The organism is Maricurvus nonylphenolicus (assembly GCF_042854845.1).
Lineage (GTDB): Bacteria > Pseudomonadota > Gammaproteobacteria > Pseudomonadales > Cellvibrionaceae > Maricurvus > Maricurvus nonylphenolicus.
The window spans coordinates 2,927,112-2,939,064 of the sequence record NZ_AP031498.1 but is presented as its reverse complement, the minus strand read 5'-3'; the positions used below and the strand labels follow the sequence as shown (position 1 = coordinate 2,939,064).

Below are 11,953 nucleotides of genomic sequence, written 5' to 3'. Positions count from 1 at the left end.
AGTTACCTTAAGGCTTAAGGGGATGTCGATCCCAGAAGCTCGCTAAACACTTGGGGGATGTTATCTGAATCCATTTTGATATTTAGCCACCAAGCTTTTTGTTGTTTTGACCTTGGTTTCATAAAAGCATCTATGCCCTTGTCGGCTAGCATTTGAATATGTTCTTCCCCTTTACTCTTCTCGTAGGCAACCCCCAGAGAGATGTAACCACTAAAATCACCTTTGGTGAGAATCTGTAAATCGGTAATGCCTTTTTCCCTTAATGCTTCAGCTCGTTCCAGACTTTCTGCAAAGTCGCTACCGCCATCCGTCAGAACAATAAACCCCAGGTCCCGTTGTTGTTCTTTTTCGATTACCGAGAAGTCATATTGGTGATTGGTCAATGCAGTTTCTAACAATGTTTTACGTTCTGCAGAATAGATAGGGCCGAACTGTACGGTTTTTAGTTGTTTGGTTTCTTCTGCGGAGGCTTCCTTATTGAGTTTGGTGGGGGGGACAGGCATGGCTTCTGCACTAGGTACCAGACTGCGGATAACGTTATTGCCCATTGCCGTTATGGTTGACTGAGCAGGTTTCTGGTCCGCAGAGGTTATAGCACTTGCCGGAGGCTGTTGTGTCGGTGCCGATTGATTGGTGAGCTCCTTCTCTGGAGACGTACTTGCCTCAACAAATCGCATGCCACACTTTAATCCGGCTGGGAGGTCGAAATTAGGGTTAGGCAGCTCAAGTCGAACACCGAAGGTACCACTGGCCGCATCACCGAGGGGATCGATACTGCTGACGGTGGCAATACGTATAGCTTGATTGTCTGTTTCAGGGACAACTTCGGCTTGCATGCCTTTACTGATTTTGCCAAATAGCTTCATTGGCAAAATGGTATCTACATGTAAAGGGTCGAGTTGTACAACCCGTAGAATGGGTTGGTCTTCAATATATTCACCTTCATTTCGAAAGACCTTGGCGATAAAGCCAGGGATAGGGCTGCGGATAATTTTCTGGTCAAGCAGAGCCTGTGCGCGCTTTAATTCAAGATCGCGGATTTCCTCCAGATCCTGCGCCTGCTTCAGTTCCCACTCAGACAGCTTGGCTTCGCGGTCGGCTTCTTCCTTGTGTCGAAAGGTGACAGCTTTTTTAGCGTAGAGGGAGTCAATACGCTTGCGTTCTCTTTCGTCAAAGTCTACGTTAATTCTGCCTACTTTGACCTCGGCTTCAATCTCGGTGCGTTTTTGCGCCAATGCTACAGATGCTTTTTCTACATCCGCTTTCAAGCGCGCAACGACCTGATCCTGTTCAACAAAGTCGCTGCGATTAACATCGACACTTTCAACGACACCGGATACTGCACTGCTGAGATCGACAGTTTTATAGGGCACAATCACACAGTCAGTAGGCATGATATCGTTGGCTTCTGCCAGTGCTATGCTGCTCACAACAGTACTTATCACTGCGGGTATAAATGTCTTTAACACGATGTTCCTCTTCTTGTGTCGAGTGTTGTGATCATGCGCGCTCTGGTTGCTGGTTCAGGCGCTTAAATTTTATCCATAAACGGTGTATTTGCCGTTGTATGCCTTTCACCATGGGCTCAGCTGGCTGGATAAAGCGCACAGCAACGGCACTACCTACCGGTATGTGGGCATGTATGTCTTTGTTATCGGCCTCTGGCGGTAACAGTTGAACACGGTATTGGAATACTGGGTCTAGTGTTTTTCTGCTATGTTTGTCGCGTGAATCTACAAGAATATTGCCCGCATGGCTGTCACTTAGCTGGCTGCTTGGAAGCTCTCTGGAGGCCTTAGGGCTAGAGGTTAAAAGGGCACCAGAGAGCTTCATAAAGGGCTGCTTATGTGGAATAACTTCGATGCCCCTGGTCGACATTTCCAAATCCCTTATCCAAGCTTGCGGTACCGCTACATGGGCTATTGATGGGCCATTATCTTGAATATAGCCGACAACTTGCCCTTGAGTGAGATATCGGCCGGGTAAGTCATTAGGCGTCGAAAGGCTGAGGATGCCACTTTTACTGCTGTAAATGGTTAGCTGCTGGCGTTGCTCTGCCAGGTGTATGAGTTGTTCTTGGATAAATTGCAGCTCATCGCTGTGTTTGGCGGCGTCAATCGGTGAGGATAGGGATGCTTGGCGCTGTCGCAGGCGAACTTCTTCCGCTCTGGCTTGCAGTTGTTGCCACTTGGCTTCCAGTTCCGGGTTGCTAAGCTCAATAAGGGGCTGGTCGACATTGACCGGACTTCCGGCGGGTTGCTTAATCGCGCGAACAAAACCGGCCGTTTGGGCTCTTATATGCGAGTCTTCGGCAACCGCAATAACCCCATTAACAACGAGTGTCTGCGGTAATGGAATAACGCCAATTAGCAATGTTAACCCCAGTACCCACGCACTAGCATTGATTAGCAGGGTTTTACGCTGCCGGGATTGTGTGAAACGGTAAAGACGATAAAGGTAGCGGCACGTTGGCCATAGCCACTGCCTGACTAACAGCCAGCAAGCCAGGCCAATACCGATAATAAAAAAGCGGCTGGCGATAAAAAGTGCGATGGTAAAACTCAATAACAATCGATATACCAGCGCGCTGATGCCGTAGAGAGCTAACCAGTATGGTTCTCGACTGTGAGTGACCGGTGCCGGGTTGTCCAAGCGTAAAATATGGCGCTCAAAGAGATTGCTAATAAAGTGTTTTGAGCGTCTATCCAGATTGGGGATTTCCAACCAGTCACTGAGAACATAGTAAGCGTCAAAGCGAAGCAGTGGATTGCCGTTAAATAACAGTGTTGATACCGAACAAATCAACAGTGCATTAAATGCCATATCGCGCAGTAAACCATTCTCGAGATTGAGCCAGGCCAACATGGCCAATCCTGCAATCACAAGTTCCGATACTATGCCTGCACCGGCTATTGCCATACGTTGATATTTGTTAGTGAGTTTATTGGCGTCGCTAATATCCATATAGGGCACAGGCATAAATAACAGCAGCTGAATGCCCGCTTCACGAACAGAGCATCCCCAATGTTTGGCGGCTAATCCATGGGCCAGTTCGTGTATTGCTTTGACGACAGGATAGACAGCTAGCAGACACAAAAAATTCGCTGGTGAAAAAAAGCGAGCTTGCCAGTAATCAACAAGTTGATGCCAGTGAAGAAAGGCCTGGTAAATACCCAGTAGAATAATGCCGATGCCAAGATAAAGTGCCTGCAGGCGCAAGATGGGGGCTAGTCGTTGGTAAGCCTTTTCGAGGATAGGCTCAGGATTGAAACCTGGCAGTTTATAGGCCAGCGGGTTGAGAATCAGGTTTGACCAATGGTTTGTAGGTGTTTGAGCTTTATGGTCACTATCTTCGGACGTTAAAATATCAAATGATAACCATTGATTAACTAATGACTGCAGGCTTTCCTGGGGCAGTTGCTGACGCTGTTCATGATTAAGTTGTTGGTAGGCCTGGTCAATATTTCTCTCACCATTTAAAGCTTTGGCAAACAGGTAGGCAGCACTGTTGAGTAGGTACTGTTTGCCTGACATTGGGTCGTAAACGGCAATTCTCGTCACACCCCGGTGAGATTGTTCATGAAATTCCAGGCTACTGTTCAATCTGGGTAACAGATTGGCCTTATGGCTTGAGGCTGCTAGGGAATCCATGTCCATAGCCTCAAATGTAACCAGTCAATTAAGTCATGAAATAGAATCCAGCCAAGTCGACGGTTGCCTAATTCTATCTTTCCCACCCCTTCCATGCCTGGGCGTAGCTTTTTTTGATATGTAGCGCTTGCAGCTGTCAGGCTGGCTTCTGCTCGGAAATAGGTTCGCTGTTCAGATTCTTTCATCGCAATGGAGATATTGTCTATCTTGAACGGGATGCGATGATTAGGCAGAGCCGTTAAGGCAAGAGTACCCTGGGTGCCTATCTGGATGTCCGCGACATTTTCCTCAGGAATAAACAGGCTTACGCGGTAGGCTTCTGCTGGTGCGATTTCAAATAATACCTCGCCTTTACTGATAGGTGCTCCGAGAGATTGACTGAGGTCGCCAGTGATTATAATGCCGCTTATAGGCGCGGTCAGAGTGCCTTGCTGCAGTTGGTTGTGAACTAAATTGAGCTGGGCATCAAGCTGAGCAATTTGGGCGCGTACAATTTGAGAGTTTGCATACTCCATGTTTGACAGCGCTTGCCGGTAGTCTTTGTTATGTTGGTCAATTTGACTTTGTAACTTCTGTTTCTCGAGTAGCAGTTGGTTGGGGTCAAGCTCGGCGATAATGCTATCTGCAAAGACAGATTCTCCCGCGCGGTAATGGGCTTTTTGAAGATAGCCATCATAGGGCGCAACCACTGCTCGCTGAATTTCTCCTTCAACGGTGGCTTTGCTGGTCACCCGGTATCCGGTTTCCATAAACAGGCTACCTAGGGCCAGCGCGCAAACGCCTGCGACGATCTTTGACTTGTGGCGAATATCCGGCAAGACGCTTGATTTTTTGTCGGGTAGCAGGCGCTTTATATCCAGGAGTGGGCCAATCAGGCGTGCAGTTTTCTCGATAACGAGTTGTTGTCTGTGACTGTCCTCGAATTTTGATTCTACCAGGATCGCCCCGATAAGCTGTTTGTTGCTTTGCAGTAATGGCGTGGTAAATACACTGCCGATGTTACGCGCAGAGGCATATGCCTGTTCGCACTGTTGCAAGTTTTGGTCTTCGTTGTCCTTTGACGTTTGCAGGCAGCGGAAAACGTCTTCAATCGCTTTGACCGCGGGTTGTTTGGTGTCGAGAGTTTTATTGTCGGAGGTGGCAACAAGGGTTATTGGCGCTTCTCCTGTCCCAGCGGGGCGCCTGATCAGGCCAATACTGATCCTTTCTGCTTTAAGGCTAACAGTGAGCAATCTTGCAAGGCGATGGCAGCTCTCAGCCAGGTTTAATGAGCTGGTCATACAGCTAAGTAAGCTGGCCAGGGATAGCGCTTTAGTGCTTTCCTGTGGCAACCCGACTGATGCAGGGCTGGTTTCAGCTTCGTTGTGCCGTGCAACTAATAATTCAACCCACTGCTCAGACCAGGCTAGTAATTGCTCTATGACAGGTTGTTGCTGGGGATTTGCATGAATTTGCAAGCACAGTATGGATGAGTCTTGCTCGTCGATTTTAATGGGTCTTACCAGGAGCAACTGTTCAGCCTGGTTGTCGATAGAAGTTAGGCTGCCAGCCTGTTGTTGATAGAGTTTAATGGCCGATAGCATGGCTGGCGTGATGGCTTTGCTGTCGACAGGCCATTGGGCTTCTATTTTCTCGATCCGGTCTGTTTTTACCACGACGGCGTGACTTACACCGGGCAGCAAGGTGCAGATCTGATTAAGCCAGTATTGAATAGGGGGCATCGAAACCATGACAAGTAGCGAACAGCGTCCAAGTGCTTGATTTGTTATAAGTATTTATCAAATCTCGTGTTTTGCACGAAATTGTCGGGTTTCTGTTTTTATCGGCGGGGAGGAGTGAAAGGTGAGGGGCAGACAAAGAAAAACCCGCCGAAGCGGGTTTTTGCTTAATGCACTGTGTAACGTGTGTTTGGCACTTAATTACACGGCTTATACATCAGACAATAAAGGCATTAACACAGGCCAGAGCCACAACGGACAGTACAAGGGTGTATGGCAACGCCATAAGCACCATACGGCCGTAGGAAAGGCGAATTAATGGCGCCAGGGCTGAAGTCAGCAGGAACAGGAAGGCGGCTTGGCCATTAGGTGTAGCTACTGATGGCAGGTTAGTACCGGTGTTGATGGCAATGGCCAGCTTATCGAAATGATCACGGGTGATTTCACCTGCGCGGAAGGCTTGCTCAACTTCATTGATGTAAACCGTCGCCACAAACACATTATCACTGATCATGGATAGCACACCGTTTGCTACAAACAGCATAGATGGCTGGGCATCCAGCTCCATGGAAAGTACGGCATTGGTGATGGGTGAGAACAGGTGTTGTTCATGGATCACCGCAACAACCGCAAAGAAAACAACCAGCAGTGCGGTAAAGGGCAGGGCTTCTTCAAAGGCGTGACCAATTTGGTGTTCTTCGATAACGCCGTTAAATGCGGTTAACAGTACGATGATCATCAGGCCAATCAGACCCACTTCGGCAACGTGCAGAGCCAGTGAGGCAACCAGAATCAGGGCAATAAGAGCCTGGCTAATCAGGGCCGCATTGTCGCGAAGACCACGCTTTTTATCTTCTTCGGCGGCAAAATCTTCCAATACTGTACGAACAGATTCCGGCAATTGGGAGCCATAACCCAGTATTTTGATTTTTTCCAGCACCAGACAGGTGACCAAGCCAGCAGCCAGCGTAGGCATAGTGACCGGCGCCATCACGGTGAAAAATTCAACAAAGTTCCAACCTGCACGCTCGGCAATCAGCAGGTTCTGAGGTTCACCTACCAAAGTACAAACACCACCCAAGGCAGTACCTACAGCGCCGTGCATAATCAGGCTGCGCAAGAACTCACGGAACTTATCCAGGTCTTCACGGTGGTATTCAGTCACCTGATGATCATCACCGTGATCGTGTTGGTGGTGCACCTTTTTGCCAGAAGCGACCTTGTGGTATACCGAGTAGAAGCCCACCGCAACACTGATCAGTACCGCGGTGACCGTCAGTGCGTCTAAAAACGCAGACAGCACGGCCGCCATAAAGGAGAACAGCAGTGATAATAAGGTTTTTGATCGAATCTTGATCAAAATCTTGGTGAAGGTATAGAGCAGCAGGTCCTTCATGAAGTAGATGCCTGCCACCATAAAGACGAGCAGCAGAATTACTTGGAGGTTTGCTTCAACTTCATGATAGACCGTTTTTGCACTCGTGAGTCCTAGGACAACGGCTTGTAAAGCCAGCAGGCCGCCAGGTTGCAGGGGGTAGCATTTTAGTGCCATAGCCAAGGTAAAAATGAATTCACCAATCAGTAGCCAACCGGTAACGAATGGTCCCGCAGTGAAATATAAGATGGGGTTCGCTACCAGAAATAGGACGATAGCCTGTTTATACCAGTTAGGAGCTTGCCCCAAAAAGTTCTGGCCGAAGGCTTGGCCTAATGTTCTTGTCATAATAGGAGTCCTTGGTCTGACTCTTGCAGTTGGCTAAAAATCAGACAGTACATATCAAAAAAGAGAAACTTTTTACCCTCTAAAGGGGAAAATAAGGTGCCTAACACCTACGAAAACTATGGTTTTAGCGCCATTTTGCTTCATAGTGATAAACGTCTGGCAAAAGCTACCTTGATTTATAAAAAATTCAAGCATTTCAATGATTTCACACTGAAATTTAAGTGATTTTTTGAGAGTATAGTTGAAGTTACTTGATTGCTGTTTAATTAGTGAGCAGGGTGTGGCTGAAGCCTGAGCAAGCTGGCTGCGCTTTAAGCGATTGATCAAGCCTGGCAAATGTTATTGACAAAAGGCTTGAGCTCTATAAGTTAAACTACCAAGATGTAAGCAATTTTATGTTATCAGACCGTACAAGCGCGTCTGAATGTGCCTAATAAGAAAGAAAAGAAGGTTGTTGTGGCCCATAGCGAAGAAATTAATCTGAATTCTTTGGCCTTGGTCAGAGGGGAACTGGTTGCTGAAGTAGAAGATTCTGCTTCAAAACTGGAGCGTTTTGTCGCTGATCGAGACAACGCAGAGCTTTTACAGGGCTGTATTGAGGGTATCGAAAAGATTAGCGGTACCCTGAGCTTAATTCAGCTCTACGGTGCAGATTTGCTGGCAGAGGAACTGTTGGCGCTGGCGAAAGATATTACCCCAGGCCAAAATGATAAGGTCGACCAGCAGCTGGATATTCTCTCCAGTGGCTTCTTCATCTTACCGCGCTATCTTGAGTATGTTCAGCAGACCCGACGGGGTTTGCCGGTACTATTGATTTCTTATATCAATGAGCTGCGCCAGGCGAGAGATGAAACGCCGTTGCCTGAAAGTTATTTCTTTGAAGTCGATCTAAGTGCCAGCTACAGCCCCAAACGTCGAACCTCTGCAACATTCGATGAAGATACGCCCGCGTTGGTACGTCGTTTACGTCATATGTACCAGGTAGGGCTTTTAAATGTGCTGCAGGGTAAGCAGGCTAAGTCAGCGTTAGGCTTGATGAAACGTGCCCTTGAGCGATTGGAAATCATAAGCGGCGATCGCCCGATTGCCAAGTTGTGGTGGTTGGGTGTCGGGGCTATTGAATCACTGTCTCAGGATGGCGTGAATTTAAACAAAACCCGTAAGTTGGCGTTAATGGTGATCGATCGCCAAATCAAGTTACTGCAGGCTGAGGGAACAAAAGCATTCGATCGCGATGCACCTGATGCCATGGTGAAAAACCTGATCTATTGGGTTGCGCTTGGAGGAGGTCAAACAGAGCACGGCAAGTCGGTGCAGGAGACTTATCAATTTGAGCCGCTTACCTATACCGCCAAGGAACTCAGCCGTGAAGAAGAAGCATTAAAGGGCCCCAGTGTTAACACGGTGGCTTCGGTGGCAGCGGTATTAAAAGATGAGCTGCGCAGCACCAAGGAAATTCTTGAGAATGCCTCTCAGGGCGGCACAGAAATCATTTCGGATTATGAAGAATTGATTGATACCCTGGTCAAGGTGTCAGATATCCTGGGAGTTGTGGGGTTAACCGCTGCCGGTAATACCCTGAAGCAGGAAATTACCAAAATTGAAGGTTGGCGGGATAGCGGTGAAACCGGCGATGCCAAGGACTTGCTTGAGGTGGCTGACGCGCTGCTTTACGTTGAAAGTACCGTTTCAGGATTGGATCAGTTGCATCTATCCGATGATAAATTGGCTCAAGCCAATTCGATTGCGCGTGCTGAAGTTATCGCTTCCAGCCAGTTGGCAGAAGCAGAGATGGTCGTTATCCAGGAAGCTGAATCCGGCCTGGCTCTGGTTAAGCGGGCTCTGAACTCATTTGCTGAATCAAACTATGACCGCGGCCATATCAAGAATGTTGCAGCAACCTTGCACGGGGTTCGCGGCGGTATGATTGTCTTGCACCTTGATCGGGCTGCCAATGTTGTGGCGGCTTGTGCGGCGTTTATCGAAGAATCCCTGCTGCAAAATGACCAGCCTGCGGCCCTGCAGCAGCTGCTGGAAACCTTTGCCGATGCAGTTATTGGCTTGGAATATTACTTGGACGCCATTAAGTCCGATAAGAATGCCAGTGATGCAGTGTTGGAAATTGCCGAGGAGAGTCTTCAGGCGCTAGGTTTTAGAGTCTAGCCGGTAAGAAGCGATAAAAAAGATTAATTATGTTTGAACCACTGAACCGAATATTTAATCCGGGGGTTGTTGCCCCAGGTGGGGATTTATCCGATAGCTATATGATTCCCGTTGCCGATGGCAAACTGCTCTGCCCACAACGCCAACCTTGGCAGCCACTGGAGGGCAATGTTTGGCGTTTTTCCGGTATAGAAAAGCTTGCTGAACCCCATTATCTTGGGAGCCTGGACGGCCGTCATTGCTTTGCCGTGTCAGTAAGTGATTCGGTAACACCAGATGGGCATGGATGGGATGGTCTCAGAGCTATTATGGGGTTGTTAGACCCTGTTATGTTTGAATTGGCCAGCCGTGCCTTGCAAGTAATTGCCTGGGATAGGGATCATCGTTTTTGTGGACGCTGCGGCTCTGAAACAGAGGGGCACACGGAAGAACGAGCCAAGGTCTGTGGCTCCTGCGGCATGCAGTATTACCCTCGGTTGTCGCCTTGTGCGATTACGGTTGTGACTCGTGGTGACGAGTGTTTATTGGCTCATAATGCACAGTTCCCGCCGGGCATGTTCAGTGCGTTGGCAGGTTTTATTGAAGCGGGTGAAACGGTTGAGGCAACGCTGCGTCGTGAGGTGATGGAGGAGGTCGGCCTCAAGGTTGGCAAGTTGCATTATTTTGGCAGTCAGTCTTGGCCTTTCCCGAGCCAGTTAATGCTCGGATTTCATGCGGAATATGAAAGTGGTGATATCGCCGTTGATGGTGTCGAAATTACCGAGGCCAATTGGTACCGTTTTGATCAGTTGCCACGTATGATTCCACCACCCTCAACCTTATCCGGCCAGTTGATTCAGTCATTTATACAGAGTCGACTGGGCTGATAACACTAGCTAAAGCAAACGTAGAGCCCAAAAGGAATTCTTATGCTCTTTGACGGTCTAGCCTTATTTATTGCGCTGCTCTGTTGTCTGCTGCTGTGGGCAGCAGGCGCATTGTTGTGGAAGCGTGGTTGGTTGTTGGGGTGGCTGCGAGGCATGGCGGGCACGGCGTTGATTCTATTCGGCGCGGTTATGGCTTTTGCCGCTGTTGATGTATTTAGCTACAAACAACTTCAATCCGAGCAAACGATTGCCACATTAAGTTTTGATGCTTTAGGTACCCAGCATTATCGTGTACTGCTTGTGGATGCCAGTGGCCGTGAGAGTCGCTATGAGCTGCGCGGTGATCAGTGGCAACTGGATGCCCGTTTTTTGAAATGGAAGGGCAGTCTTGCGCGTTGGGGCCTAAAACCCGGATACCGTATGGATCGTTTGGGTGGGCGTTATTATTCTCTTGAAAAGGAGCGTAATGCGGAGCGTACCGTTTACGATTTAAACGGCAGTCAATCAACCGTTGATGTTTGGCAATGGATTAAGTCAGCGGAGGGCTGGCCAGGGATTGATGCAGCCTATGGCAGTGCCACCTTTGTACCCATGGCCGATGGTGCACTCTATGAGGTGCGCGTTTCAACGACGGGATTATTGGCCCGCCCGCTCAATGATAGAGCACAAAGTGCTGTTAATCGTTGGCAGTAAATCATTTTCTGAAATTTACCAAACTATTTATTAGCTGGAGTATACGTTGGAGTTTTTATCTGATTACGGTCTGTTCTTGGCCAAATCGATCACAATTATCATCACCGTCGGCATTATTGTGGCGATTATCGCTGCTGCTTCAAGCCGTGGTAAAGCGGGAGAGAAGGGTCATATTGAGGTGACTAACCTCAATGAAAAGTACGACCAGATGCGTGATAGCCTCAAAGATGTTGTGGTTGATCCAGAAGTGCTGAAGCTTCAGCATAAAGAAGATAAGAAAAAGCAAAAAGAAGAGAAAAAAGCCGCTAAGAAGGCTGGCAAAGACAGTTCTGATACTGAACACAAATCACGTACCTACGTATTGAATTTTGATGGTGATATTAAAGCCTCAGCGACAGAAAGCCTGCGTGAGGAAATCAGTGCTGTGTTAATGCTGGCCACCGATAAGGATGAAGTGGTGCTGCGCCTCGAAAGTGGTGGTGGCATGGTTCACAGTTATGGCTTGGCCTCAAGCCAGTTGGCAAGAATCAAATCCCAGGGTATTCCGTTAACTGTGTGTGTCGATAAAGTAGCGGCCAGTGGCGGTTATATGATGGCCTGTGTGGCAGATAAGATCCTGGCTGCACCTTTTGCTATTCTGGGTTCAATTGGCGTTGTGGCACAGTTGCCAAACTTCCATCGCTTGCTAAAGAAAAACGCCATTGATTTTGAGCTGCTTACCGCCGGTGAGCACAAGCGTACCTTAACCATGTTTGGTGAGAATACCGATAAGGATCGAGAGAAGTTTATCGAAGACCTGGAAGATACCCACGATCTTTTTAAAGGCTTCGTTAGCGAGCACCGCGAGCAGGTTGATATTAGCGATGTTGCCAATGGTGATGTCTGGTTCGGTAAGCGCGCACTGGACAAAAAGCTGATTGATGAGCTTAAGACCAGTGATGAATATCTGATGTCCAAGCTTGAAGCCAGTGATATTTACGAAATTGAGTTTGCCCATAAGAAAAGCCTGCCTGAAAAACTGGGTATTGCAGCTGAAGGGGCGGCAGATCGTCTACTGCTGTCGTGGTTGTCACGTATGCAAAACAGCCGCTTCTTTTCTTAAACAGGAAAGTTGGTGGCTGTACTCGGTGTGATATTGA

8 protein-coding genes are annotated in these 11,953 nt (G+C 48.2%); 4 read left to right on the top strand and 4 right to left on the bottom strand.

What is annotated here, in order from left to right; genetic code table 11:
• Window positions 1-14: 14 nt before the first annotated feature.
• From ACGHZ6_RS12885 to nhaB, 4 genes are all read right to left on the bottom strand, one after another.
• Window positions 15-1,430: an efflux RND transporter periplasmic adaptor subunit gene (locus ACGHZ6_RS12885; RefSeq protein ID WP_390614371.1), complete on the bottom strand. Its 1,416-nt coding sequence runs from the start codon at window positions 1,428-1,430 to the stop codon at window positions 15-17.
• A gap of 70 nt (window positions 1,431-1,500) precedes the next feature.
• Window positions 1,501-3,651, bottom strand: coding sequence for a hypothetical protein (locus ACGHZ6_RS12880; RefSeq protein ID WP_390614370.1), 2,151 nt, complete (start codon window positions 3,649-3,651; stop codon window positions 1,501-1,503).
• Window positions 3,639-5,372, bottom strand: a complete 1,734-nt coding sequence (locus ACGHZ6_RS12875; RefSeq protein ID WP_390614369.1) for an efflux RND transporter periplasmic adaptor subunit — start codon at window positions 5,370-5,372, stop codon at window positions 3,639-3,641. Before ACGHZ6_RS12875 ends, ACGHZ6_RS12880 begins: the two co-directional genes overlap by 13 nt.
• A 214-nt stretch (window positions 5,373-5,586) precedes the next feature.
• The gene (nhaB, locus tag ACGHZ6_RS12870) at window positions 5,587-7,092 is read right to left on the bottom strand and encodes a sodium/proton antiporter NhaB (RefSeq protein ID WP_390614368.1); all 1,506 of its coding nucleotides are present in this window, start codon (window positions 7,090-7,092) and stop codon (window positions 5,587-5,589) included.
• A gap of 426 nt (window positions 7,093-7,518) precedes the next feature.
• Between nhaB and ACGHZ6_RS12865 the strand changes: the two genes are divergently transcribed.
• From ACGHZ6_RS12865 to sohB, 4 genes are read left to right on the top strand one after another with little or no spacing between them, the layout of a single operon-like run.
• Window positions 7,519-9,255: a pilus assembly protein gene (locus tag ACGHZ6_RS12865; RefSeq protein ID WP_390614367.1), complete on the top strand. Its 1,737-nt coding sequence runs from the start codon at window positions 7,519-7,521 to the stop codon at window positions 9,253-9,255.
• A 29-nt stretch (window positions 9,256-9,284) separates the two neighbouring features.
• Entirely contained in the window at window positions 9,285-10,121 is an 837-nt protein-coding gene (gene nudC, locus ACGHZ6_RS12860) for an NAD(+) diphosphatase (protein ID WP_390614366.1), read from the top strand.
• A gap of 42 nt (window positions 10,122-10,163) precedes the next feature.
• Entirely contained in the window at window positions 10,164-10,814 is a 651-nt protein-coding gene (locus ACGHZ6_RS12855) for a cation/multidrug efflux pump (protein ID WP_390614365.1), read from the top strand.
• 46 nt (window positions 10,815-10,860) lie between these two features.
• Window positions 10,861-11,916 carry a protease SohB gene (gene sohB / locus ACGHZ6_RS12850; protein ID WP_390614364.1) on the top strand — a complete coding sequence of 352 codons (1,056 nt, stop codon included), beginning with the start codon at window positions 10,861-10,863 and terminating at the stop codon, window positions 11,914-11,916.
• Window positions 11,917-11,953: the final 37 nt, after the last annotated feature.

What these genes read in the sequence shown, in the direction of transcription:
- ACGHZ6_RS12880 (WP_390614370.1), bottom strand. Translation starts at nt 3,651, where the DNA reads ATGGATTCCCTAGCAGCCTCAAGCCATAAGGCCAATCTGTTACCCAGA.
- ACGHZ6_RS12875 (WP_390614369.1), bottom strand. Translation starts at nt 5,372, where the DNA reads ATGCCCCCTATTCAATACTGGCTTAATCAGATCTGCACCTTGCTGCCC.
- nhaB (WP_390614368.1), bottom strand. Translation starts at nt 7,092, where the DNA reads ATGACAAGAACATTAGGCCAAGCCTTCGGCCAGAACTTTTTGGGGCAA.
- nudC (WP_390614366.1), top strand. Translation starts at nt 9,285, where the DNA reads ATGTTTGAACCACTGAACCGAATATTTAATCCGGGGGTTGTTGCCCCA.
- ACGHZ6_RS12855 (WP_390614365.1), top strand. Translation starts at nt 10,164, where the DNA reads ATGCTCTTTGACGGTCTAGCCTTATTTATTGCGCTGCTCTGTTGTCTG.